Raw genomic sequence first — 24,849 nt, 5'->3', positions numbered from 1 at the left:
GCATCATGATCGATCTGGCAGGCAAGGTCGCGTTCGTCACCGGTGGGTCTTCCGGGATCGGGCGGTCCATCGCGCAGACCCTGGCTCGCGTCGGCGCGCACATCGTGATCGCGGACCTCACCGAGACCGCGCGGGAGGGCGGTCCCACCACCGCCGAGCTGATCATCGCCGACGGTGGAACGGCCGAGCACGTACTCCTGGACGTGTCGGACAGCCGACAGGTCGCGCAGGTCGTCGCCGAGGTCTCGGCACGCCTCGACGGCATCGACATCCTGGTCAACAACGCCGGGGTGCTGGTCTCCGGTTCCGTCGTCGAGACCGACGACGAGACCTGGCGGCGGCAGATGTCGGTGAACGTCGACGGCACGTTCCACTGCACCCGCGAGGTCATCCGCCAGTTGCTGTCGCTGGAGCGGCCGGGCAAGGTCGTCAACATCAGCTCGATCAGTGGCTTTCGCGGCAATCCCGGGTTCGCGGCCTACTGCGCGTCCAAGGGCGCGATCGTGAACTTCACGCGGCAGGTGGCGCTCGACTACGCCGCCGCGGGAATCAACGTCAACGCGGTGGCGCCGGGCTTCGTGACGACGGAGATGACCGCGTTGTACGACGACCGGACCCGCGACGCGCTCTCGGGCCAGACCCCGCGCGGCCGATGGGCTACCGCACAGGACATCGCCAACGCGGTGCTGTTCCTCGCGTCCCCTCTCGCCGACCACGTCGTGGGCGAGAACCTGTTGGTGGACGGTGGCTGGACGATCGGTACCCCGGTCCAGTTGTGATCCGATTTCCCGGCGGCCGGGCGAGCGGTGCTCACCCGGCCGCCGGCGGCGCGACGATCCCTTCCGCCGTGGCGATGCCGGCGGCAGCGACTCGGGACCGGCACTGCAACTTCTCGAGGATGTGTTCGACATGGGTTGCGACCGTGCGGTGGCTCAGGTGCAGTTCGGCACCGATCTCGGTATTGCTCAGGCCGTGGGTGAGCAGCGCGAGGACCTCGAGTTCACGAGTGGTCAGCCCACGCGGGGGCCGCGCCTCCCGCAGCGTCACGACCGACCCGGCCGAGACCGGGGTGAGCTGGACGAGGAATGTCCGGCCGTCACCACCGGTCCAGTACAGGCTCCGTCGTCCCGGCAGAGCGGCCGCCACCCGGATCCGCTGCATGATGGGGCTGTCCGGCATCAGGATCGGTCCGCTCGGCAGGCCCGGCAATGGCACCAGTTCCTTCTTGTGGGTGAGCAGAACGGATTCGTCGGCACCGTCGACCAGCACGGTCCACGAAGGCCCCGAGTCGACCCGCAGCGAGTCCATCAGCGTGCCGAGAACCGGGCGCATCGCCGCGAGGCAGTCGATCGCGGTGTCGCTCAGGGGTACCGCGAATGTCGTGCTGAGGTGGAGCGAACCGGTGTACCGACCGTCCCGGGTGAACAGGCACGTCGTGACGCCCTCGCGAAAGCCGGACGGCTGGAAGATCTCTCGCGCACTGAAGGTCTCGTTGTAGCGCGGGATGTCGCACCAGCGCAGCGGCCGCGAATGTCGGAAGCGCATCGCGAGGAAGGCCGGGTCGTCGACCGTGAAGCCGTCGTTGAGGTAGCCCACGACCGCACTCGGGTAGTCGGCGTCGGCGACGGTCGTGTGGGCACCACCGGCCGGGTCGTAGGTCGACAGCGCCACGGCCTCGAACGGTATGTCACCGCGGAGGCGTTCGATGACGGCGGTCGCGCGGTCCGCGGCGGGCGTCGACTCGGTACAGATCGCCGCGATGTCGGAGATCATCGAGAGGGTGTCGTGAGAGTTCGTCATGGCGTTTCCTCGTGCACCTGGGGGACGGACAACGTGCATCTTGCGCTCTCCTTGCCCACGGTGGGGGCTTTCGGCGCGATCTCGGGGCCGGATCCCATCTTTCGGGATCCGGCCCCAAACGTTTGTTCGGTAAATCCGCGATCACTCTCGTTCGTGAGCCTCTTCGAGCACGATCCGACCGATCAGTTCGTAGCGCTGCGGATCGCGAATGCGGAAGTACACGGCGATCGCGCCACCGGCCACGAACATACCGACCACGATCCATGGTGTGAGCGTGAACAGCAGAGTGCCCGAGGCGGATCCCGCCGCGTCCTCCTTGTGCTCCCACAGCAGGTAGACGACGTACAGCATCCCGATGCCGCCGAGCAGTGGCGCGGTGAAGGTCTTGAACCAGTGCGCCGACTCCGGATGATTCCTGCCGACGTGAAAGTACGCGATCACCGCGAACGCGCACAGCGCCTGCACGATCAGGATCGCCATCGTTCCGAGAATGGCGAGGACGACGTACATCTCGCCGTACGGGTCCATGCCGGCCGCCACGAACAGCAGCACGATCGTGGTGGCGATTGCCGTCTGTGCGAACGACGCGATGTGCGGGGACCCGTGCTTGGGGTGAGTCGCGCCGAGCGTCCGTTGCAGCCGGAGCGAGAGTCCCTCCCTGCCGAGGGCGTACAGGTAGCGAGACGCGCAGTTGTGGAATGCCATGCCACACGCGAAGGATCCCGTCACCAACAGGATGTTGAACGCGGTGACCGACCAGCTGCCCAGGTACTCGCGTGCCGGACCGAAGAAGATCTCCGATGCGGTGCCGGAATCCTGAGCGAGGGCAATCGATTCGCTGGGACCCGTACCCGCGATCGCCATCCAGGAGACAAAGACGTAGAAGACGCCCACACCGAGAACCGCGAACATGGTCGCCCGCGGAATGATCTTCTTCGGATCCTTGGACTCCTCGCCGTACATCGCGGTCGACTCGAATCCGACCCACGACCAGAACGCGAAGAACAGTCCGAGTCCCGCACTGGCGACCGCCACGCCCTTCGCCGGTTCGAATGCGTTGAGAGGGTTGATGGATTCGGGAACGAACCCGTCCGGGCCGCCACCGTGCAGCAGCACCGCGACTGCGCCCAGTGCCAGAATTGCGATCTCGGCGACGAGGAAGACTCCGAGCACCTTCGCGGTGAGGTTGACGTCGAAGTACGTCAGAATCGCGTTGAGTGCGAGCATGCCGAGCGCGAAGACGATCCAGTGGATCGTGATGCCGAGCTCGGTCTGGATCAGGTTCGCCGCGAAGAACGAGAAGATCCCCACCAGCGCGGCCTCGAAGACGACGTAGGCCATCGTGATTATGAATCCACTTGCCATGCCGACGATTCGGCCGAGTCCGTGCGAGATGAAGCCGTAGAAGGCTCCGGTAGCGGTGATGTGCTTGGCCATCGTGGCGTAGCCGAGCGCGAACAGCCCGAGCACGATCGTCGCGACGAGATAGCCGGCGGGCGCGGCAGAGCCGTTCCCGAAGCCGACCGCGATGGGAACGTTGCCGACCATTGCGGTGATCGGTGCGGACGTCGCGACGGCCATGAAGATGACGCCGATCGTGCCGACGGCGTTGCGTTTGAGCCGCTGAACGGACCGACCAGTAGGGGCGAGCTCGGGCTTTTCGGTCTGGGTCATGCGGGGAGACCTCCCGGAATCGTCGGGCTGGCATAGTGTGTGTGGTCTGGGCCACACACGATGGCCGAAATAATGGCACTACCAAATCGGTACCGCAAGGGGTTCCGCCCTGAAAGATTGGTTCTTGGAAGACCATTGACTTTTATGGTCCGACCATTAGTATCGATCCTGACAGTGGCTGACCGCCCGATCTGCATCGGGCCCGACCGACGATGGGTAGGCCATGTACGACTACGGCTCATTCACTTTCGAGTCCAAGAGTGACGTCCTCGAGAAGTCAGTGAAGTACTGGAATCCGGACAAGACCAAGTTCTGGACCAATTCCGGGGTGGATTTGGTCATCGATCGCCGCGAGGGCTACTTCCTCTGGGACATGAGCGGGCGACGCCTGATCGACCTGCACCTGAACGGCGGTACCTACAACCTCGGCCACCGCAATCCGGAGGTCGTGGCAGCGGTGACCGATGCGCTGCAACGCTTCGACGTCGGCAACCACCATTTCCCGTCGGTGGCACGGACGGCGCTCGCCGAAGCGCTGATCGCCACTGCGCCTGAAGGTCTGACCAAGGTGGCGTACGGCTCGGGCGGCGGCGAGGCGATCGACATCGCGCTCAAGAGCGCCCGCCACGCGACCGGGAAGCGGAAGATCGTCTCGATCGTGAAGGCTTATCACGGGCACACCGGACTGGCGTTGGCCACCGGTGACGACAGGTTCGCGAAGATCTTCCTGTCGGATCAGCCGGAGGACTTCGTTCAGGTTCCGTTCGGCGACCTGGGCGCGATGGAGAAGGCCCTCGCGGGACGGGACATCGCAGCGGTGATCATGGAGACCATTCCGGCCACCTACGGATTCCCGTTGCCGCCCCCGGGGTACCTCGAGGCGGTCAAGGCGCTCACCGAGAAGTACGACGCGCTGTACATCGCCGACGAGGTGCAGACCGGGCTCATGCGGACCGGGGAACTGTGGGCAATCACCAAGCACGGCATCCGGCCCGACATCCTGGTCACCGGCAAGGGCATCTCCGGCGGCATCTACCCGATCACGGCGGCGCTGCTGAGCGACCGGGCCGCGCAGTGGCTGGACCAGGACGGGTTCGCGCACATCTCGACCTTCGGCGGTGCCGAGATCGGTTGTGTCGCAGCGCTCAAGACCCTCGAGATCACCACTCGGCCCGAGGTTCGCTCGATGGTGCACTACATCTCCGAGCTGATGCGTGACGGCCTGGAGCGGATCCAGGAGTTGTACCCGGACTGGATGGTGGGCATCCGGCAGAACGGCGTCGTGGTCGGGCTCGAGTTCGACCACCCGGAGGGCGCCAAGTATGTGATGCGCCATCTCTACGAGCTCGGTGTGTGGGCGATCTTCTCGACGCTCGATCCCCGAGTCCTCCAGTTCAAGCCCGGAATCCTCATGCCCCGCGACCTTTGCGAGGACGTGCTCGATCGACTCGAAGTCGCGGTCGGCCGGGCGCGCGCCGAGGTGCGCAGAACTGATCGGAGAGCAAGCTGATGAGTACGGCACGTGCCGGACACATTCTCGAACGGGCCCGCTGGGCCGCGGCGTCCTACGCCACCTACGACCGTGCCGGTGTCGACGCGATCGTCTCCGCGGTCGCCGAAGCCGGGCACCGGAACGCCGAGAAGTACGCGGAGTGGGCGGTCACCGAGACCGGGATGGGTGTGGTCGCGGACAAGATTCGCAAGAACCAGGCGTGCTCGCGAGGACTGGTGGAGCACTACCGCGGGCAGGATTTCGTATCGCCCCGCATCGACTCCGAACGCAAGATAGCGGAGCTTCCGCGTCCGGCCGGTGTCGTACTGGGCCTGACACCGACCACCAATCCCGTTGCGACGGTCTACTTCAAGATCATCCTGAGTCTGATGACCCGCAACGCCGTGATAATCGCACCCCATCCCCGTGCCAAGGAATGCTGCGTGGACGCGGCGCGGGTGCTCGCCGAGGCGGCGACAGCTGCCGGCGCCCCGGACGGCATCGTGCAGGTGATCGACGAGCCGTCGATTCCTCTGGTGGAGGCGCTCATGGCCGACGATCGCACCGATGTCATCGTCGCTACCGGCGGAACCGGTGTGGTGCGGGCGGCGTACTCCTCCGGAAATCCGGCGCTGGGCGTCGGGCCCGGCAACGTGCCGGTCCTGGTGGACGCGACCGCGGACATCCGAGCTGCGGCAAAGCGGATCGTCGAGAGCAAGGCATTCGACAACTCGGTGCTGTGCACCAACGAGTCCGTCCTGATCGTGGAGGACTCGGTCGCCGATGAACTCGCCCGTGAGATGACGCGTGCCGGCGCACACATCCTCGACGGAGATTCCGTGGATCGACTGCGCGACTACATGTTCCCCGATGGTCTCCTCAACACCGAGGTCGTGGGTAAGGACGCGACGTGGATCGCGTCCGAGGCCGGTATCAAGGTGAACCCGAAGACCAAGGTGCTGGTGGCCCCCTTCGATGTCGTCGTGTCGGAGGAGTCGTTCACCCACGAGAAGCTCTCGCCGGTCATCGGTATGACGCGGGTCGCCGATGCCCGGCGAGGTATCACGGCTGCCCGGGCGGTGGTGCGCATCGCCGGTGCCGGACACTCCGGCGCGATTCACAGCTCCGACCCGGCGACCATCGTCGAGTTCGGTGCCCGCGTCCCGGTGCTCCGAGTGTCTGTCAATGTCGGAAACAGCACGGGCAGCTCGGGACTCGACACCAACCTGGCTCCGTCGATGACGATCGGGACCGGATTCGTCGGACGCAGTTCGATCGGTGAGAACCTCGAACCCAAGCACCTGCTCGACTGGACCCGGATCGCGTTCCACAGCGATCCGTCGGTGCCGATGGGATCGTTCGTCGGCATCGAGCCGTGGGAGGGCCGAACCGGCCCGGTGCCCGCGTACCCGACACCGTCCAACGATCGCGGAGCGAGTGTGGTGACGACACCGCGCGCAAAGGCGTCCTCGCCGCCCCCACGGACGGCGTCCCGGACCACGTCGCGTTCCACCGCACCCGGGGCGCCCGGCACAGACCAACTCAGGGCCGAACTGCGACGCATCGTCGTCGAAGAGCTCTCTCAACTCATCAAGGGGTGAACCGTGGCGGAGCTGCGTTCCTTCATATTCATCGATCGACTACAGCCCCAGACGATGTCCTATCTGGGTAGCTGGATCCGAGGTGCCCTTCCGCGAGCCGACATGGCCGCCCAGATCATCGAGGTCGCACCGGGACTCGACATCGAGGGCATCACAGATGTCGCCCTCAAGCACGCCGAGGTGCAGGCTGGGGTCCTGGTGGTCGAGCGGCAGTTCGGCTACCTCGAGTTCCACGGCGAGACCGGCGCTGTGACCGCTGCGGCCGAGGCCGCACTGGATGCGCTGGACGCGACGACGGGTTCGGCGATGTCACCGACGATCCTCGCCTCGAAGATCATCTCCAGCGTCGAGCACCAGCACGCATTCCTGATCAACCGCAACAAGATCGGTTCGATGGTGCTGGCCGGTGAGTCGTTGTTCGTCCTCGAGGTGCAGCCTGCCTCGTACGCGATCCTCGCGACGAACGAGGCGGAGAAGGCTGCCGACATCAAGGTCGTCGACTTCAGAATGATCGGCGCGACGGGCCGGGTCTACCTGTCCGGTACCGAGGCGGACGTCCGGCAGGCCGCCGCGGCTGCCCAGGACGCGTTGGCGGGGGGTGCACGATGAGCGATCTGCTCCCTGCCGAGATCCGCGCCATGGTCCGTGAGGTCGTACGGGAAGTGGTCGGCGACATGAAATCCAAGCCCGCGGCAGCGACTGCGCCGGCTCCGCGTCCCGAACCATCCACGTTCGCGGAGCAGATCGGCGCCTCGCCGACGGGCCCGCGCACGGCCGCCGGTCGCAAGCGCGTCGAGACCGTGCGCATCGGCGACGACGGCGAGCTGTCGTCGTTCGTGCGGTCCCTGCTCGCGCTGTTCGAGAACCCGAAGTCTCGTGCCGACCTGAGGGCCGGCCGGCTCGAGTTCAGGCTCGCCGGTGGGTCGACCCACGGCGCCGGTGCCGTGACGCGCATCGACAAGGGCGCGGTGACCGAGCGGCACATCGTAGCCGTGGCCGAATCCGGCGGCCGGCTCGTCCTCGCGCCGGGTGCAGTCCTCACCCCGCTCGCCCGCGAGAAGGCGCGGGCGATGGGCGTCGATATCGAGAAGGAGCGCAGATGATTCTCGCAACAGTCACCGGCAGTGTGTGGGCCACCCGTCGTGTGGAGGGACTGCCGCACGGCGCCTTCCTCGAGGTCGAGGTCGACGGCACCGCATCCCACTTGATCGCGTTCGACGTGCTCGGCTCCGGCGTCGGGGAACGAGTACTCGTCGTGCAGGGCTCGGTGGCGGCCTCGTGGTTCCCCGGCACGGCCCCGCCGGTGGACGCATTGATCATCGGCTCGGTCGATGCCGACTCCGGGACGACCACGGCGCTTGCCGCCACACCGATCTAGCCGGCCTTCCTGCCTGGTCCAATCACACCGCTCACGCACACTGCGTGGGCATCACCCCAAGGAGATGCAATGTCCAGCAACGCTATCGGAATGATCGAGACCAAGGGTTACGTCGCTGCTCTGGCCGCCGCGGACGCCATGGTCAAGGCCGCCAACGTCACCATCACCGACCGTCAGGACGTCGGCGACGGCTTGGTGTCGGTGATCGTCACCGGTGAGGTCGGTGCGGTGAAGGCGGCCACCGAGGCCGGCGCCGAGACAGCCTCGCAGGTAGGCGAGCTCGTCAGCGTCCACGTCATTCCGCGCCCGCATGCCGAACTCGGAGCACACTTCTCGGTCTCGTCCAAGTAGACGGACCCACCCGACACATCGACAGGAGGTGAGCGCAGTGGGCGAGAAGTCAGCAGGCACCCGAACCGACATTCGGGTCTACCTCATGGTGCACGATCTGCAGCGCCAGTTCGCGGCATACATGGGTACGCCCACCCGGGCTCGAGGGTACCCGCCGTACGAGGGCGATCACGCACTGATCGTGGAGGTGTCGCCGGCGCTCGCGATCGAGCGGGTGATCGACCTTGCCTTGCGGGCGGTGCCGTCGGTAGAGCCCGGAATCTTGTACGTGGAGCGCCAGTTCGGTGTCCTGGAGATCCATGCGCGGTCACTGGACGATGTCGTCCGGGCGGGCGAGGCGATCCTCGAGGGCACCGGCAACAAAGCCAGCGATCAGCTGCGGCCGAAGGTGTTGTACCACGACATCATCGAGGGCATCACCGACCAGCACGCGGTGATCCTCAACCGGAATCGGCAGGCCTCGATGGTGATGCCGGGGGAATCCCTGCTCGTGTACGAGATGACCCCGGCACTGTTCGCGGCCGTCGCCGCGAACGAGGCCGAACGGGTCGCACCCGGGATCACGCTGGTCGACGTCCAGATGATCGGCGCGGCCGGCCGGCTCTACATCAGCGGTTCCACCGAGGACGTGACGGTGGCCCGTGACCAGATCACCAAGGTCCTCGAGGGTATCGAGGGACGAGAGCACGGCTGACGGCGTCGGCCTGGGAACGAGGGTGGTGTTATGCATGCGAACGGAGTTCGCTCACTCGATGATGCCGTCGCCGAGAGGGCGCTCACCGAGTACACCTTCTCGGCAGCGGCGCGCTGCCGGATGATCAACCTTTCCGAGAACGCGACGTACCTGGTCGAGGATCCCGCCTCCGGCGGCGGCGGGATCCTCCGGGTGCATCGGGAGGGGTACCACAGTGTGGATGCCATCGAGTCGGAGCTCGCGTGGCTCGACGCGCTGCGCGCCGACGGCGCGGTGGACGCGCCCGCGGTGATCCCGACAGCCGACGGTCGTCGCGTCGTCACGACCGACCTGGAGGGTCGGACCCGGCACGCCGTGCTCTTCGAGACCATGGGCGGCCTCGAGCCCGACGAGACCGGCATCACTCCAGCTGATTTCGAGACGCTGGGCGCGGTCACGGCGCGTTTGCACCGCCACTCGAGGCAGTGGACTCCGCCGCGAGATTTCACGCGCTTCGCGTGGGACTGGGATCACTGTCTGGGAGCCGATCCACGCTGGGGTCGATGGGAGGACGGGGGCGGAGTCGGCGTAGCCGAGATCGCTCAGTTGCGTCCCGCCGTCGAGTTGCTGCGCGAGCGGCTCGCCGGATACGGGCAGGCGCCCGACCGGTTCGGGCTGATCCACGCCGATCTACGGTTGGCCAATCTCCTGATGGAACCGAAGCGTGTCAACGTCATCGATTTCGACGACTGTGGATTCGGCTGGTTTCTCTACGATTTCGGCACCGCAGTGTCGTTCATCGAACACGATCCGGCACTCGGCGAGTGGCAGGAGGCGTGGCTTGCCGGCTACCGGTCCCAGTCGGAGTTGTCGGCCGAGGACGAGGCCATGCTGCCGTCGTTCGTGATGCTGCGGCGGCTGTTGCTGCTGGCGTGGATGGGATCGCACGCACACTCACGCGAATCACGCACCAAGAGTGCCAGTTTCGCTGCCGGGACGTGTGATCTCGCCGAGCGCTATCTGCGCTCGGGTGGGCGGTCGGTCCTGTAGTACCTCTCCCTACGAGCGATTCGAGGAAGTCAATGTTCACATCCATTGCGGGACGCTCCGTCATCGTGACCGGAGGCAGCAAGGGCATCGGGCGTGGAATCGCCCGAGTGTTCGCGACGGCGGGTGCCGATGTCCTCATCACCGCACGTGACGCGGAGGCGCTCGATAAGGCGTCCGCCGAACTGGGCGACCTGCCGGGGCGTGTCACCCCGATGCAGGTCGATGTCACGGATCCCGACTCGTGTCGCGAGATGGTGGAGACGGCGGTCGAACGGCACGGTGGCCTGGACGTGTTGTGCGCGAATGCCGGGATCTTTCCGTCCTGCCGTCTCGAGGACCTGACCCCGCAGGACCTGGACGAGGTTCTCGGCGTGAACTTCAAGGGCACGGTCTTCGCGGTGCAGGCCGCGGTGGCCGCGCTCGAGGCGTCCGGCCGGGGCCGGGTGGTGGTGACGTCGTCCATCACGGGGCCGATGACCGGCTATCCGGGCTGGTCGCACTACGGCGCGAGCAAGGCGGCGCAGCTCGGATTCCTGCGCACCGCGGCCATGGAGTTGGCGCGCCGGAACATCACCGTCAACGCCGTCCTGCCCGGCAACATCAGAACCGAGGGACTCGACGGCATGGGCGACGAGTACCTCGCGGCGATGGCCGCCGCGGTTCCACAGGGGCGCCTCGGTGAGGTCGAGGACATCGGCAACGCCGCGCTCTACTTCGCGTCGGACGAGGCCCGGTACGTGACGGGTCAGACCCTCGTGGTGGACGGCGGGCAGGTTCTGCCGGAGAGCCTGCAGGCGCTGAGCGAGATCTGACATCCTCGCGCCGGCGCCGTGTGCGCCGGCGCGAGACCCTCGCCGGCGTAATGGTCCCGTGCGCTAGAATTTGGTCCTACCACAACTGGTGGGGTTTGGGGAGGGCGTTTTGGGCAATCAGACCGACGAACTGCGACGCCGAATTGTGGCCGACATCAGCTCCGGAGAGCTGCCGCCTGGCTCGAAGCTCGGCAGCGAGCGGGAGCTCGCGGAGCACTACGGTGTGAGCCGATCGAGTCTGCGCCAGGTCCTGGCGGCACTCGAGGAAGCCGGAATGGTCAACCGATCCATCGGGCGGTCCGGCGGCACGTTCATCAGCGACACCAAGGTCGAACGCAACCTGTCCGGCGTCGTCGGGGTGCCCGCGTACCTCGCGAGCCAGGGCTACACGGCGGGCTCACGGATTCTCTCCACTCGGATCACCGAGCCTGATGCGCACTCTGCGAAGGCGCTCGGAACAGAGGACGGCGACTTCGTCGTCGACATCCGCCGCATTCGGCTCGCGGACGGTGAACCCATCTCACTCGAACAGGTGCAGTTTCCCGCCGACCGGTTCCCCGGCCTCCTCGAGCTGCCACTCGGCGGGTCGCTGTACGAGCTCCTGGAGCAGAACTACGGACTGGTTCCGGGCGAGGCCGACGAACGCATCGAGGCGGTCAATGCGAGCGACGACGAGGCGTCGATGCTCTCGGTCAAGCCGAAGGCGGCGCTTCTCCTGATCACTCGGACCACACGGGACGAGGACGGTGTGCCGTTCGAGTTCTCGCGCGATCTCTTCCGTGGCGACCGCACCCGCATCGCGGTGACCGCGCCGGGCCCCGGCATCCGGGGACAGGCACGGCGGGACGGCGCGGTCGTCGAGCTGCGCGCCCAACCCGGTGCGGAGTCGGCCTGACGCTCGCCGGACGCGTCGAGCGGGCGATGCCCCGACGGTCACCGCCCGCTCCGTACCGCTGTCCGCGTCCGTCAGTTGGGGCGGAACCCGAAGTCGGTCCCCGAGACGCTGTCCCAGCGTGAGGTGACGTACTTGGGTCGGGTGTAGAAGCTCCACGACGCGTTGTTCAGCCCGGTGTCGCCGTATGCGGAGTCCTTCCACCCCTGTACCGCGTACGCGGCGACGGGAACCGGGATCGCGACGTTGACGCCGATCATTCCCGCCGATGCCCGCCGTTCGAACTCGTTGGCCGCAGCGCCGTCCCTCGTGAAGATGGACGCGCCGTTGCCGTAGCGGTGGTTCTCGATGAGGGCGAGGCCGTCGTTCAGGGAGTCGACGCGCAACACCACCAGGATCGGTCCGAACAGTTCCTCCTGGTAGGCGGGTGAGGACACGTCGACATCGGCGAGGACGGTCGGCCCGATGAAGTAGCCGCTCTCGTGACCGGGCACCTCCTCGGTGCTGCGGTCGACCACGGCGCGGGCGCCACCGGCGATCGCGTCCTCGACCGCGGCCCGAATGCGCTCCTGCGACTGCCGGTTGATCACCGGCCCGACCTCCGTGCCGGGGGCGCCGCCCGCGCCGAGACGCACCTGCTCGGCGCGCACTTTCAGCTTCTCCAACAGCGGCTCGGCGGTGTCGCCCACGACCACCGCGACGGAGATCGCCATGCAGCGCTGACCGGCGGCGCCGAAACTCGCGGAGGTGAGCTGGTCGGCGACGACGTCCATGTCGGCGTCGGGCATCACGATCATGTGGTTCTTCGCACCACCGAAGGCCTGCACGCGCTTGCCTGCCGCCGCCGCCCGCGAGTACACGATGTGCGCGATCTTGCTCGAGCCGACGAAGGCGACCGCCTCGGTGTCGGGCGAGTCGATCAGCTGCTCCACGGCGTCCTGACGACCGTGCACGATGTTGAGCACGCCGTCGGGCAGGCCGGCCTCCTTGAACAGTTCGGCGATACGCAGGCACACGCCGGGATCCTGCTCACTCGGCTTCCAGACGAAGGTGTTGCCCGAGGCCAGGGCCACCGACACCATCATCATGCCCATCATCGCGGGGAAGTTGAACGGTGTGATGCCCACGCAGACGCCCAGCGGGTGCAGCACCGACTTGGTGTCGATGTTCGGCCCGGTCTGCAGCGACGTGCCGCCACGAACCAGTCCCGGTCCACCACAGGCGAGTTCGACGGAGTCGGCGGCTCGGGAGATCTCCCCGGCGGCGTCGTCGAGGGTCTTGCCGTGCTCCTCGGTGATCATCGCCGCGAGTTCGGAGCGGTTGGTCAGCAACAGTTCCCGGAAGCGGTACAGCACCTGGGCCCGCTTGGAGAGTGGGGTGGCGGCCCAGCCGTCGAAGGCGGCCAGACCGGCGGCGATCGCGGAGTCCACGGTGCCGCGATCCGCCATCGGCACGGTGGCGACCGGCCGATCGGTGGCCGGGTCGACCACGTCGATGGTGTCGGCGCCGCCGGCTACGGGGGCTCCGTTGATCCAGTGGGGGATGGTGCGCATGAGCGATGAACCTTTCAGGGGTGGAGCGGAATTCACAAGGAGGTGCCGAAGCGGGCGCGGTGTTCGTCGTCCAGTGCCGCCAGGGACGTGCCCTTGGTCTCACGCATGAACAGGACCGCGACGATCGAGATCAGCCCGGCGATCGCGACGTAGATCGCGATCGGGATCCAGCTGTCGAAAGTGCGCAGCAGCATGGTCGCGATCACCGGAGCGAGCGAGCCGGCGAAGATCGCCGTGACCTGGGCTCCGAGGGAGACGCCGATGTAGCGCATGTGCGTCGGGAACATCTCCGAGAGCAATGCCGGCTGCGGTGCGTACATGATGGCGTGGATGATCAGTCCGACCGTGATGGCACACAGGATGAGTGCGTCGGACTTGGTGTCCATCAACGGGAACGCGACGAAGCAGTAGACGGAGGCGAGCGTGGCGCCGACGAGGTAGACGGGGCGCCGACCGACCTTGTCGGACATCCATCCGAACACCAGGATCATGCCGGCATGGACGATGTGCGAGACCAGCATCAGGGTCAGGATGGTCGAGGTGTCGACGTCGAGCTGGACCTTGAGGTACGTCAGCGAGAACGTGACGACCATGTAGTAGAGGATGTTCTCGATCACGCGTGCACCCATTGCCGTGAGCACCTCGCGGGGCCGGGCCTGGAAGACGCGCTTGATCGCCTTCCACGTGCTCTCGGCCTGCGGCTGTTCCTGGTTGGCGTCCTTGAAGATCGGTGAGTCCTCGACCTTGGTGCGGATGAACCAGCCGATCAGCACGATGAACGCGGAGAAGAAGAACGCCACGCGCCAACCCCAGGACAGGAATGCGGCCTCGGGGAGGGCGAAGGACAGCACCAGCAGCACGATGGTGGCCAGCACATTGCCCAACGGTGCTCCGACCTGCGGGAAGCTGGACCAGAATCCGCGCTTGTCGTCGGGGCTCTGCTCGGCGACCAGGAGCACCGCGCCGCCCCACTCACCGCCGATCGCGATGCCCTGCATGAAGCGCAACAGGACGAGGATGATCGGTGCTGCATAGCCGATCTGGTCGAAGCTCGGGATGGCGCCGATCAGGAAGGTGGACACACCGATGACCAGAAGCGAGACCTGCAACAGCTTCTTGCGGCCGAACTTGTCGCCGTAGTGTCCGAAGATGATGCCGCCGATCGGGCGGGCCACGAAGCCGATGGCGTAGGTGAGCAACGCCGCGATCACGCCGTCGAGGGGATTGCCGGTCGCCTTGAAGAACACGTCACCGAATACCAGGGCGGCGGCCATGCCGTAGAGGAAGAACTCGTACCACTCGGCGACCGTTCCGGCCATGGAGGCTGCGACGATCCGATGGAACCCGGCCGGGACCTGCTGCTTCGGCGCGTCGGGAACCGGGGCTGTCACCTGCGCGGTCACCGGACCCCCTCCGGGGCAGGATCGGTGACGCTGATGGTGCCGTCGACGAGACGGATCAGGGCCGAGAAGTCGAGTCCAGCCAAACCGCTGTCGGCGAGCAGTTCCAGCCGCCGGGCAACCTCGGCGGTCGCGGATACGTCGACCCCGTGGGCGGCCGCCGCGTCGAGCGCGAGGCCGAGATCCTTGCGCATCAGCGTGACCGCGAAGCCGCCCGCGAACTCCCGACTGGACGGCGCCGACTCGACGGCTCCGCCGACGGGGTAGTAGTTGCGCAGCGCCCAGCTGTCGCCGGTGGAGACACCGGTGATCTCGATGACCGTCTTCGGTGCGATGCCGAGACGCTGGGCGAGCACCGCGGCCTCACATGTGCTCTGCATGTTCATCGCGAGCATCATGTTGTTGAGCATCTTCGCGCTCTGTCCGGCGCCGAGATCCCCGGCATGGAAGATGCGCGCACCCATCGCGTCCAGCAGGGGGCGGGCGTCGTCGAGGTCGGCCTCGGCGCCGCCGACCATGAAGGTCAGGGTCGCGTTCTGGGCGCCGGCCGTGCCGCCCGACACCGGTGCGTCGAGGAACCGACGGCCGGTCGAGGCGACGGCCGCCGCGATGTCGACGGCCTGGGCGGTGGCGATCGTGGAGGAATCGATCACCAGTGCGTCGGGCGCGGTGACCGCCAGTGCGCCGGAGTCGAGCAGGGCCGCCCGCACGTGATCGCCCTTGGGCAGCATGGTGACGAGCACGTCGACCCCGTCCGCCGCGGAAGCGGAGGAATCGGCTGTCGGAACGCCCAGCGCGGCCGCGGCCTCACGCGCGTCGGGCGACAGGTCGAACCCGACCAGTCCGTACCCTGCGCTGTGCAGATTTGCGGCCATCGGCAACCCCATGTTGCCCAGGCCGATCCAACCGATCTTCATGCTGGTGCCCTTCCCGTCCGGTGCCGAGCTGTGTAAATCTGCGTCGGCCGTGCGGACAAGAGTGAGCTAGATTACAGCTTTGGGAAAGGCCCTCTTCGACACACATGCTGTGCAGGAACGCACAGTCGAGCTGGGAGATACTGTGCGCGCGGACGACCTCGTGGTGCTGCTGGAGATCGCTCGATGCGGGTCCCTCGTCGGGGCGGCCTCGGCACTCGGTCTCAACCATGCGACGGTCTCGCGGCGGATGTCGGCGCTCGAGGCGGAACTGCACGCGCCGGTACTGGTCAGGGGCGTCCAGGGGTGCGAGCTCACCGATCTCGGCCACCGGCTGCTGAGGTCGTGCGAGCAGATCGAATCGGCGTTGACCGATGTGCGCGACCTGGTGAGCATCACTCCCCGCGAGCGCGAACTCTCCGGGCTCGTGCGGATCGCCACGACCGAAGCCTTCGGTTCTCACTTCATCGCGCCTCTGCTGGCGGATCTGCACCGGATCAATTCGGACCTACTGGTGGAGATCGTCACGCAGACACGGCTGAGCGCGTTCGGGGCGGGCGCCGACATCGAGATCGGGGTCGGCGAGCCGGTGCTCGGTCGGCCAGGTGCCGAGAAGCTGACCGACTATCGGCTCGGCCTGTACGCGTCCGACGCGTACCGGGCCGAACGCGGCCTGCCGACCTCGCTCGAGGAGTTGGAGGGCCACTCCCTCGTCTACTACATCGAGGGCCTGCTCCGGGTGGAGGATCTCGACGTACTCGCCAAGCTCACCGGCAGTCACAAGGTCACCTTCGGCTCGACCAGCGTGCAGGCGCAGACCGCCGCGACCCTCGCCGGTGCCGGTATCGGTCTGCTGCCGGCATTCGTGGCCGAGCGCGAGCCGACCCTCCATCGCGTGCTGCAGTCGGACGTCGCCATCACCCTCGAGTTCACGGCGTGCCTGGCGCCGCGGCGGCTCCGCAGACCTGCGGCCACCACGGTGCTGCAGGCGATCCGAGAGATGGTCGCCGAGCGGCAGTCCGAGCTGATGCCGCAGTGGTGAGGCGGCGGACCACGGTCAGCGGCGAGGTCGCGATGGCCGATATCGATGCGTCGGGTGGGCAGCGACTGCGAAAGCGATCAGAGTCGGTGCCCGACAACGGCATCGCCCGATCCGGGCGGGATGGCTACCGAAAACGGCACCGCAAACAAACGCTTAGGGGTAGCGTCCGTGCCGATCTTGAAAATATTTCCCCGTCCCTACTGGACACTTGACCAACTGTCGAGTATCAATAGGCGACCCCCGAATCGGGCCGTTTGGTTCTATTCGGTACGGGCAGCTGTCTGTTCGACCCGAACGCCCCCGAAGAGGAATCATGCGCAAAGTAACGCTTCTCGCCGCCGGATTAGTTGCCGCCGCCGGTCTTCTCGTCCCTGCCACCGCCGCGAATGCCGCCACCGCGGCCGACACCGACGTCACGTTCGCCATCGTCGGTGAAGGCGGCAACCTGTCGCTCATCACCGGCGGGCCGGTCGGCACCATCGTCCCCGTCTCAGGCAAGGCGAGCGGAACCCTCCCCACCGTCACGGTGACCGACAACCGCAACGGTGCGCCCCGCGGGTGGGTCGCCAGCGCCACCTCGACGGACTTCGGGTCGATCCCGAAGAGCGCGGTCGTCTACCAGGCGACGGTAGTCGCCGGCAAGGTCGGCCCGGGCACCCTCGAGTCGACCGGTCCGCAGACCCTGGACTCGTCGAAGACGGTCGTCAACCGCACCGGGCTCACCTGGCCGCTCGAGATGATCACCTGGACCCCGGCGCTCACCGTGAACTTCCCCGACGGCGCTGCCATCGGAAACTACTCCGGCACCATCACCGTCTCGGTCGCCTAGAGCGGTCGGCACCCACCGGCCGGGGACGCTGCACGCGTCCCCGGCCGTTCTGCCAGAAAGTGATCCATGCGTTCTCTCCCCGCGCTGCGTAGCCTCCTCGCGTTCCTCGCTGCACTTCTCGTCGCGGTCGGCGTTCCGGCGTCCGCCCTCGCTGCGCCGGACCAGCCTGCGGGCGATCCCGGCGGCTCGATCGGCATCCGCCTGCTCGACGCGCCGGTCGCACTCAAGGACGATCCCCGGGCCATGCGATACATCGTCGACAACCTTCCGCCCGGGACCACCATCACCCGGCGCGTGATGGTGTCCAACGACACCGGCGAGCCCGCGAAGATCGACGTCTACGGCGGTGCGGCCCGTGTCGCCGACGGTGTGTTCGCGCTGGGAGAGCCCGGCGAGAAGAACGCCCTCACGTCGTGGATCACCGTCGACCGCCCGACGGTGGAACTCGCCGACGGTGAACAGGCCGAGGTGGCGGTGACGATCACCGTGCCGAATGATGCGCCAGAGGTCGAGCAGTACGCGGTGATCTGGGCGTCGCACAAGGCGCCGGCCTCCAACGGCATCACCAACGAATCGCGGGTCGGGGTTCGCGTCTACCTTTCGGTGGGACCGGGCAACGGGCCGCCCGCCGACTTCACCATCTCCAGCCTCACCCCGCGGCGCGGGCCCGACGGTCTCGCGTCCGTCGTCGCAACCGTCACCAACACCGGCGGTCGCGCGGTCGATCTCTCCGGCGCACTCAACCTCTCGGGCGGACCCGGAGGCCTGTCGGCCGGTCCCATCGACAGTGCGGTCGCGACCATCGCACCCGGCGAGGCCGGCGAGGTCGTCATCTCCGTGCCCGACAGCACCACGCTGCCCGCCGGTCCGTGGAAGGCCGACGTCACGCTCGAGAGCGGAATCATCAAGCACGACACGTCGGCGACGCTCACATTCCCCGACAAGGGGGACGGCGACTCCGTGGGCGCGTCCGATTCGACGTCGTGGCCGCTGATCGCCGGGATCGTGGTGGCGGTGCTCGCTGTCGCCGGAGGCGGTGCCTATCTGGTGGTTCGGAAGCGTCGTCCCTCGGGAACGGAGCAGTAGTCATGTGGCACAGCAGGATGCCCCGCGCCTTCCGTCTCGCTCTCGCTGCCGCCGGCGTGCTGGTCCTCGCCGGTGCGCCGACAGCCACGGCCGCACCTTCCGACGGGGTGGACGAGGTGACGACGGAATCGACGACGACCGCGGTGCCGACGACCACGACCGCGGCGCCGACCACGACCCCTCGCCGGTACGTCTCCCGGAACGACACCGAGGAAGTCACGCCCACGCCGTCCACGACGGCGGGCGCGACCACCACCACCACCACCACGACGACTTCATCGACCGCGGCGCCGACCACGTCGAGTGCGGTGCCGACGACTACCACCGGGCCGATCCGGAACGGCGCACCTGCGGCCGCCGCGGGCCGAGCTGGTCTGTCGATCACCGTCGCAGGGAGGTGGGGCACGATCATCCCCGGAGCGGAGGGGGCGAGCGGAACCCTGACGCTCATCTCCGTGACCTCGACCGGTGGTGTGATCGGCTCGCCGGTCGATTGGACCGCCACAGCGTCGTCCACCGACTTCGTCGGCCCCAACGGCACGATCCCGAAGAGCGCCGTCACCTATTCCGCGACCGCCATCGCCGGCAATGTCGGCGGCTCGACCTCGACGCCGACGCAGACGCTCGAAACTCCGAAGACCGTTGTCGCGCGCACGGGCAGCATCTGGCCGTCGGAGACGGTCACATGGACCCCGCGGCTCCGGGTCGACTACCCCGGCGGAGCCGCCGTCGGGACGTACTCGGGCACCGTCACGGTCTCTGTCGCCTGACCCCGGATCAGGCGGTGGTCGCCACCGCCGCCGCGAGTCCGAACGCCGCTGCCGCGTGGCTCAGATACCGGACGCGAATCGCCGGTGACGCGCGGCGTCGGCGCGTTCGGTGCTGATCGCATCGACGAGTCGCGTGAGGCGTCCGAAGGTGGGTCCGATGCGTCGGGGGCGGTCGACGATCGCGTCGCAGATCACCCGACCACCCTCCTCGGCGGTGAGGGCCGGCGTGTTGCGGTACTGCGAATTGGGGGCGACCATGTCGGTGCGCACGAGTGGCATGTAAATGGACGTGAACGTGATGTTCTCGCTGAGGGTTTCGGCCTGGAAGCTGGTGGAGACCTCGTCGAGTGCGGCCTTCGACGCCACGTATGCGCCGTAACCCGGACCGCCGAACAGGTTCGCGGCGGACAGCACGTTGATCACCTGTCCGTACCGTCGTTCCCGCATCCCCGGCAGCACGCCCAGCATCACCCGCACGGCGGCCAGGTAGTTCAGCTTCATGGTGCGCTCGAAGTCGTGTGCGCGGTCGTAGGACTGGGCAAGCGTGCGCCGGATCGAGCGGCCCGCGTTGTTGACCAGGATGTCGACGTGGTGGTCGGCGAGGACCTTCGCGATCATCGTCACCGTCGCGTCGGCGTCATTGAGGTCGCACGGGTAGGCCGTCGCCTTCCCGCCGCGGGAACGGACCGCCTCTGCGGTCTCGTCGAGTTCGGCTGCGCGTCGGGCGACGAGAAGTACGACGGCACCGGCGGCGCCGAGTTCGATCGCTGCGGCCCTACCGATCCCGGAGGATGCGCCGGTGACGAGGACGGTTCGCCCCGCCACGGCGTCGGACAGCGACCGTCGGCCGCGCACGGCGCTCAGTGGGCTGCGGGTATCCAACGCGTGTCGCGCCTGGAACCACCAGGCCTTCGCCGAGATCATGCTGAGGGATCATAGGGGATTGGCGGCGCGAGAAAGCCGTTCCGACCGAATACGAGCCGCGGCCTCCTGTACGCGGATCCGGAAGCGCGGCAACGTGATGCCGAACTTCACGAACACTTCGTCGGCGGGTGGGCCCCCGAACGGCGCCCAGCGTGCGGCGAAGGTGATCAGTTCGGCGTCTTCGCGTCCCATGATGTCCGGCCTCTCGGGGTGTGGGGATACGGGAACGGGTGCGGCTCCGACGTCGCGGCACTCGACGTCGGAGCCGCTGTCGATCACACGGTGGCGGCGGGGGCCGCGACCGCGGTCGGGCGGGCTGCCTCGACGAATAGGGCGTCGACGCGGGCCTGCTCCTCCTTGCTCGTCCCGGTCATCGCGGAGACGACCAGGTAGACGACGAGATTGAGTCCCATCGCGACGACGCCGCCGGTGAGGCTGCCGAGCCCCGCGATGTCGTCCGGGTAGAACCACGTGAACACCACGGCGGTGAGGAACCCGACGGACATGCCGGCGATTGCGCCGTACTTGTTGCCGCCGCGCCAGAAGATGCCGAGGAACAGTGGCACGGCGAGCTGCACGATGCCCTGGTAGGAGATCTGGGCGAGCAGTTGCAGGCGGTCCATGTCGAACGTCAGGTACGCGACCAGCGCGGCCGCCGCCATGAAGACCACCATCGACGACTTCGCGACGTACGTCAGCATCGAATCCGTCAGCGGCCGCTTCTCCGACCGGATGATGTCGTTCGCGATCTGCAGCCCACACACCTGGACGCTGCCGTCGATGTGGCCCATCGAGGCGGCGAACACCATCGTCACGGCCAGACCCAGCATCCATGTTCCGCCGTACTGGTCCATGAGCGTGAACCAGCCGTTCTGCGGTGCGTCCGCGACACCGGGCACCACCGCAGCCGCCATCGCGAGCAGCATCAGGAGCGAATAGAACACGCCGGACAGGACGACGGTGCGGATCGTGCCGGACTTGACGGCCCGCACCCCCGATGCGGTATAGATGCGCTGGAAGCTGGTGGGCCAGCACAGCGAACCGATGACGCCGGTGAAGATCAGGCTGAACAGGTACAGCGGACCGTAGCCGTCGCCGTCACCGGGAACCCGCAGCATTTCCTCCGGCAGCGACGCCAGCGTCGAGAAGCTGATCGGGGAGCCGCCGAGGCCGAAGAGCATGAACAGGCACACCGCTGCGGCGAACACGTACGCGACGATGCCCTGGAACACGTCGGTCATGATCAGTCCGCGCATGCCCATCTTCACCGTCCAGAACTGGCGGATCACGATCACCGCCAGGCCCACCATCAGGGCGGTCGTGAGCGACCATCGGCCCTCGCTCGCGACCTCGAAGAGCTGTCCGAGCGCCTGCATACCGAGCACCACCCACGGGAAGAGCGACACGACGCCGATGAGACTCGCGATGACCTTCACGGCACGCGAACCGAAGCGCATCTCGAGGAGGTCGGGCTGCGACCGCAGGTTGTACCGTGCGCCCCAGCGCCACGCGCGGGTGGCCATGAAGTACATCATCGCCACGCCGAGGCTGGAGTACGCCAGCCCGTAGAAGGCGAATACTCCTGCGCCGGCGGCAATTCCGAAGAATGCGATGAAAACCGCGCCCGGCCACCACGAATTGACGTACGACATCGCGACGAACCACGGGCCGTAGCTGCGGCCGCCGACCGAATACTCGGTGAAGGACGGCTTCTCGCTGCGCTGGGTCGCGTAGAGGATGTAGATGACGATCGCGTAGAACACCGCGAGCATTCCGAGCATCACTGCCATCTCACTCACCGCCGATCGTGGACGCGGCGGGCAGGTCCTCGTCGAGTTCGCCGCGGATGTCCTCCACGACATAGAGCGCCCACAGCGCGAGTCCGAGGATCAGGGCGTCGAGGAGCCAGTACGTGACCGACCAGGGAAGGCCGAACACCAGCGTCGAGACACCGCTCGACGAGAGATAGAACGGTGGGAAGATCGCCATCGCCAGGGTGACCAGGTAGATCGCGCCGAAGACCAGTCTGATGGTGCGTGGATCGAGTCCACGGATGAAGTCTTTCATGGTGGAAACCTCTGCATTCCGCGGATCAGGAGGCGCTGTTGCACCAGTCGAGGGCTAATGCAGCGAAGGTCTTTGCTGCGGTGTGGATCTCGTCGATCAGGCAGTATTCGTCGTCGGCGTGTGCGACGCGCAGGTCGCCCGGTCCGTAGCTGATCGCCGGGACTCCGGCATTGGTCAGAAACGAGCAGTCCTCGACGGCGCAGAAGCCCGCGACGGTCGGCGGGCCCGCGTACGGGGAGGTGCCCGCGGCGCTCGTGTGTGCGCGCGACACGGCGGCCACGATGTCGTCGGCCGCGGCGCCGGGGTCGTTGGCGGGCCAGTTGAGCTTCCACTCGACCACCGGCGGATGATCACGTAGCCAGCCGTCCGTCCGGGCGATCGCGTCGATCTGTGCCTCGATCTCCGCCTTGACGTTCTCCGGGTCCTCCTGTGGCGGATACCAGACGCAGTACTCGATGGTCATGTACTCGGACAGGATGAACGGAACGAGCACTCCGTGCGGTCCGCCGGTGACGACGCCGGGATGAATCGTGAAGTGCCCCGGGGAGAACAGCGGATGCGTCTTCGTGAACGCCCACTCCTCCTCGAGTCGTTGCAGCGCCTGGAACACGAGCATGCCCTTGTCGATCGCATTCACGCCGATCGACGATCCGCCTCCGCCCGCCCGGATGGTCTGGCCACGCATGGACGAGTGGGTTGCCTTGCCGCCCACCGTCACCGAGAACCACAGCAGGCCCGGAGTGACGGGGATGACGCCGAGTTGGGTCGGGCCGCTGGGTTCGGCCACGACCGCCGCGTCCGCGCGGTACCCGTGCTCGAGCGTCGAGGTCACGCCGCACTCGTGATCCATCACCTCCTCGCCGACGACGGCCTGGATGATCAGGTCGCCGTCGAGTCGCACGCCGGCACGCTGGAGCGCCTTGACCGCGAACGCCTGAGCCACGAGACCGGCCTTCATGTCGCTCGCGCCGCGGCCCCAGATCCGGTCGTCGTCGATGCGGCCCGAGAACGGGTCACCCGATTCCCACTTCGCGGTGTTGCCCGGCGGGACGACGTCGACGTGGCCGTTGAGGATCAGTGATCGACCCCCGCCGTTTCCCTTGATCGTTCCGACGGCGTTGGTCCGGCCGGGCTCGACCGCCCAGCGTTCGACATCGGCGCCGCTGTCCTCGTAGACCTCCGCGAGCAGTTCGCTCACGCGCCCTTCCAGTCCGACCACCTCGTCGTAGTTCTGCCCCGGGTACTTCGGATTGACGCTCGGGATCGCGATGATCTGCGAGAGCATCGCCGTCATGTCGTCGCGCAGCGCGTCGACCGCGTCGAACACCTTGCGTTCGACGTCCCCGTGCGGGGCCCTCGCATTCGTGGTTTCTGCCAGATCACTCACCGTGCACTCCTGAAAACTAGGGTCGCGCCGCTCATTGCGGGGACGAGCGCGTCGGCCTCGCCGACATCACGGTTGCGGCACTGTGCCGCAACATCCTTCACGCTAGGAGTGAGGTAGATCACGATCCATCGGGTGACCGGCCCAAATGCCGCAGGTGAATGCCCGGTGGTATCCGTCAACTGACGGATCGGAGAGGATTGCGGTAATCGTCAGGCGGTGGTCGCCAGGGCGGCCGCGAGGCCGAATGCGATTGCCATCGCGGCGGATTCGCCGACGGCACGGCGCAGGGACGCGTCGGCGCCCATCCGGTGTCCGGCGGCCGGGGCCACCCAGGTGCGGCGCAGCCACCAGCCGGCCGCGACCAGCGCGGCGAGCGCGGCCACCTTGGCGAGCACCACCCGGCCGTACCCGGTGGTCACCAGCGGGGCCACACCGCCGAGGCGGACCGCGGCGTTGACGACACCGGTGGCGGCGAGCACCCACACGCACCGCCACGCAACCGTCGAGTAGCGCGGCAGCAGCGTGGACCAGGCGCCGCGGGAGCGGGCGGTCAGCGCGAGCGCCACCAGCATGCCGAACCACGTGGCCGCGGCCAGGACGTGGCCGGCGTCGAGCAGCGACCCCAGCCACTGCTGCGACATGTGGCCGCTGATCGGACGCGCGATGAGGGCCAGGCCCGCCAGCGCCAGGACGGGCGCGGCCGGCCACGGCAGGCTACGGCGGTAGGCGACCGCCGAGATCAGCGCGACGAGGGCGGCGCACACCACTGTCGCGGCGCCCAGACGCCCGGTGTTCACGACCCGCACGAAGTCGACGACCGTCGTCGGGGACACCGCGAACCGGGACCGCCCCTCCGCCTCGGCGGCTTCGAGCACCAGTAGCACCGTCTCGGCCACGGTCCACGCACCGGCCACCGCGGCGGTGGACTGCCACAGCAGACCGGGGTCGAGCGCGGGTCGGCGCTCGTCGCGCTGCAGCCACTGCCACGCGGCGAGACCGAACGCCGTCGCACCGAGGCCGACGGCCAGCACCCGCACGGTACTGGCGGGGGAGGGGCCGTCGGGGGTGGCGAGCAGCCACCCGATCGCCACCCCGGCCAGCGCGGTGAGGACGGCGAACAGCAGCCAGGGCCGGCCGACGTTCGCCGTCCTCAT

26 protein-coding genes are annotated in these 24,849 nt (G+C 67.5%); 15 read left to right on the top strand and 11 right to left on the bottom strand.

Features of this window, described 5'->3' with window-relative positions; genetic code table 11:
- Window positions 1-5 precede the first annotated feature (5 nt).
- Complete coding sequence (locus tag AC1RIF_RS11330) at window positions 6-779, top strand: SDR family NAD(P)-dependent oxidoreductase (RefSeq protein WP_492601469.1); 774 nt, start codon at window positions 6-8, stop codon at window positions 777-779.
- 31 nt (window positions 780-810) lie between these two features.
- Here the strand turns inward: AC1RIF_RS11330 and AC1RIF_RS11325 are convergent, their stop codons facing one another.
- Together AC1RIF_RS11325 and AC1RIF_RS11320 are read right to left on the bottom strand one after the other, a co-directional pair.
- Window positions 811-1,800: a helix-turn-helix transcriptional regulator gene (locus tag AC1RIF_RS11325; RefSeq protein WP_492601468.1), complete on the bottom strand. Its 990-nt coding sequence runs from the start codon at window positions 1,798-1,800 to the stop codon at window positions 811-813.
- Between the two features lie 141 nt (window positions 1,801-1,941).
- A complete protein-coding gene (locus AC1RIF_RS11320; protein WP_492601467.1) occupies window positions 1,942-3,474 on the bottom strand; it encodes an APC family permease in 1,533 nt (510 codons plus the stop codon).
- Between the two features lie 223 nt (window positions 3,475-3,697).
- Between AC1RIF_RS11320 and AC1RIF_RS11315 the strand changes: the two genes are divergently transcribed.
- From AC1RIF_RS11315 to AC1RIF_RS11270, 10 genes are all read left to right on the top strand, one after another.
- Complete coding sequence (locus AC1RIF_RS11315) at window positions 3,698-4,984, top strand: class-III pyridoxal-phosphate-dependent aminotransferase (RefSeq protein ID WP_492601466.1); 1,287 nt, start codon at window positions 3,698-3,700, stop codon at window positions 4,982-4,984.
- Window positions 4,984-6,567, top strand: a complete 1,584-nt coding sequence (locus tag AC1RIF_RS11310; protein WP_492601465.1) for an aldehyde dehydrogenase family protein — start codon at window positions 4,984-4,986, stop codon at window positions 6,565-6,567. Before AC1RIF_RS11315 ends, AC1RIF_RS11310 begins: the two co-directional genes overlap by 1 nt.
- A gap of 3 nt (window positions 6,568-6,570) precedes the next feature.
- Window positions 6,571-7,176, top strand: coding sequence for a BMC domain-containing protein (locus AC1RIF_RS11305; protein WP_492601464.1), 606 nt, complete (start codon window positions 6,571-6,573; stop codon window positions 7,174-7,176).
- Entirely contained in the window at window positions 7,173-7,670 is a 498-nt protein-coding gene (locus AC1RIF_RS11300) for a hypothetical protein (protein WP_492601463.1), read from the top strand. The genes AC1RIF_RS11305 and AC1RIF_RS11300 overlap by 4 nt, the downstream gene beginning before the upstream one ends.
- Complete coding sequence (locus AC1RIF_RS11295; protein WP_492601462.1) at window positions 7,667-7,945, top strand: EutN/CcmL family microcompartment protein; 279 nt, start codon at window positions 7,667-7,669, stop codon at window positions 7,943-7,945. Before AC1RIF_RS11300 ends, AC1RIF_RS11295 begins: the two co-directional genes overlap by 4 nt.
- A gap of 69 nt (window positions 7,946-8,014) precedes the next feature.
- On the top strand, window positions 8,015-8,296 hold the full coding sequence (locus AC1RIF_RS11290; RefSeq protein ID WP_492601461.1) for a BMC domain-containing protein: 282 nt from the start codon (window positions 8,015-8,017) through the stop codon (window positions 8,294-8,296).
- Window positions 8,297-8,333: 37 nt separating this feature from the next.
- Window positions 8,334-8,990, top strand: coding sequence for a microcompartment protein (locus tag AC1RIF_RS11285; RefSeq protein ID WP_492601460.1), 657 nt, complete (start codon window positions 8,334-8,336; stop codon window positions 8,988-8,990).
- Between the two features lie 30 nt (window positions 8,991-9,020).
- Window positions 9,021-10,019, top strand: a complete 999-nt coding sequence (locus AC1RIF_RS11280) for a phosphotransferase enzyme family protein (protein WP_492601459.1) — start codon at window positions 9,021-9,023, stop codon at window positions 10,017-10,019.
- A gap of 32 nt (window positions 10,020-10,051) precedes the next feature.
- Window positions 10,052-10,831, top strand: a complete 780-nt coding sequence (gene fabG / locus AC1RIF_RS11275; RefSeq protein WP_492601458.1) for a 3-oxoacyl-ACP reductase FabG — start codon at window positions 10,052-10,054, stop codon at window positions 10,829-10,831.
- Between the two features lie 109 nt (window positions 10,832-10,940).
- Window positions 10,941-11,726, top strand: a complete 786-nt coding sequence (locus AC1RIF_RS11270; RefSeq protein WP_492601457.1) for a GntR family transcriptional regulator — start codon at window positions 10,941-10,943, stop codon at window positions 11,724-11,726.
- Between the two features lie 71 nt (window positions 11,727-11,797).
- Here the strand turns inward: AC1RIF_RS11270 and AC1RIF_RS11265 are convergent, their stop codons facing one another.
- The 3 genes from AC1RIF_RS11265 to mmsB are packed head-to-tail and all read right to left on the bottom strand — an operon-like array spanning window position 11,798 to window position 15,593.
- Window positions 11,798-13,276 (bottom strand): CoA-acylating methylmalonate-semialdehyde dehydrogenase, encoded by a 1,479-nt coding sequence (locus AC1RIF_RS11265; RefSeq protein WP_492601456.1) that lies wholly within the window; start codon window positions 13,274-13,276, stop codon window positions 11,798-11,800.
- Window positions 13,277-13,308: 32 nt separating this feature from the next.
- Window positions 13,309-14,679, bottom strand: coding sequence for an MFS transporter (locus AC1RIF_RS11260; protein ID WP_492601455.1), 1,371 nt, complete (start codon window positions 14,677-14,679; stop codon window positions 13,309-13,311).
- Window positions 14,676-15,593: a 3-hydroxyisobutyrate dehydrogenase gene (gene mmsB / locus AC1RIF_RS11255; protein ID WP_492601454.1), complete on the bottom strand. Its 918-nt coding sequence runs from the start codon at window positions 15,591-15,593 to the stop codon at window positions 14,676-14,678. Before mmsB ends, AC1RIF_RS11260 begins: the two co-directional genes overlap by 4 nt.
- A gap of 142 nt (window positions 15,594-15,735) precedes the next feature.
- Between mmsB and AC1RIF_RS11250 the strand changes: the two genes are divergently transcribed.
- The 4 genes from AC1RIF_RS11250 to AC1RIF_RS11235 all read left to right on the top strand — a co-directional run bounded on the left by AC1RIF_RS11250 (window position 15,736) and on the right by AC1RIF_RS11235 (window position 19,317).
- Window positions 15,736-16,632, top strand: coding sequence for a LysR family transcriptional regulator (locus AC1RIF_RS11250; RefSeq protein ID WP_492601453.1), 897 nt, complete (start codon window positions 15,736-15,738; stop codon window positions 16,630-16,632).
- A gap of 313 nt (window positions 16,633-16,945) precedes the next feature.
- On the top strand, window positions 16,946-17,461 hold the full coding sequence (locus tag AC1RIF_RS11245; protein WP_492601452.1) for a hypothetical protein: 516 nt from the start codon (window positions 16,946-16,948) through the stop codon (window positions 17,459-17,461).
- A gap of 66 nt (window positions 17,462-17,527) precedes the next feature.
- On the top strand, window positions 17,528-18,547 hold the full coding sequence (locus AC1RIF_RS11240) for a COG1361 family protein (RefSeq protein ID WP_492601451.1): 1,020 nt from the start codon (window positions 17,528-17,530) through the stop codon (window positions 18,545-18,547).
- 2 nt (window positions 18,548-18,549) lie between these two features.
- Window positions 18,550-19,317, top strand: a complete 768-nt coding sequence (locus AC1RIF_RS11235) for a hypothetical protein (protein WP_492601450.1) — start codon at window positions 18,550-18,552, stop codon at window positions 19,315-19,317.
- A gap of 60 nt (window positions 19,318-19,377) precedes the next feature.
- Here AC1RIF_RS11235 and AC1RIF_RS11230 read toward each other — a convergent pair whose 3' ends face one another.
- The 6 genes from AC1RIF_RS11230 to AC1RIF_RS11205 all read right to left on the bottom strand — a co-directional run bounded on the left by AC1RIF_RS11230 (window position 19,378) and on the right by AC1RIF_RS11205 (window position 24,849).
- Window positions 19,378-20,241: an SDR family NAD(P)-dependent oxidoreductase gene (locus AC1RIF_RS11230; RefSeq protein WP_492601449.1), complete on the bottom strand. Its 864-nt coding sequence runs from the start codon at window positions 20,239-20,241 to the stop codon at window positions 19,378-19,380.
- A gap of 9 nt (window positions 20,242-20,250) precedes the next feature.
- Window positions 20,251-20,433 carry a hypothetical protein gene (locus AC1RIF_RS11225; RefSeq protein ID WP_492601448.1) on the bottom strand — a complete coding sequence of 61 codons (183 nt, stop codon included), beginning with the start codon at window positions 20,431-20,433 and terminating at the stop codon, window positions 20,251-20,253.
- A gap of 83 nt (window positions 20,434-20,516) precedes the next feature.
- Window positions 20,517-22,031 (bottom strand): sodium:solute symporter family protein, encoded by a 1,515-nt coding sequence (locus AC1RIF_RS11220; RefSeq protein ID WP_492601870.1) that lies wholly within the window; start codon window positions 22,029-22,031, stop codon window positions 20,517-20,519.
- Window position 22,032: 1 nt separating this feature from the next.
- Window positions 22,033-22,308 carry a hypothetical protein gene (locus AC1RIF_RS11215; protein WP_492601447.1) on the bottom strand — a complete coding sequence of 92 codons (276 nt, stop codon included), beginning with the start codon at window positions 22,306-22,308 and terminating at the stop codon, window positions 22,033-22,035.
- A gap of 25 nt (window positions 22,309-22,333) precedes the next feature.
- A complete protein-coding gene (locus tag AC1RIF_RS11210) occupies window positions 22,334-23,695 on the bottom strand; it encodes an ArgE/DapE family deacylase (RefSeq protein ID WP_492601446.1) in 1,362 nt (453 codons plus the stop codon).
- A gap of 209 nt (window positions 23,696-23,904) precedes the next feature.
- Window positions 23,905-24,849, bottom strand: a complete 945-nt coding sequence (locus tag AC1RIF_RS11205) for a CopD family protein (protein WP_492601445.1) — start codon at window positions 24,847-24,849, stop codon at window positions 23,905-23,907.

The organism is Prescottella sp. GW823-FHT02E09 (genome assembly GCF_058797375.1).
This window is presented reverse-complemented; position numbering and strand designations above follow the sequence as displayed.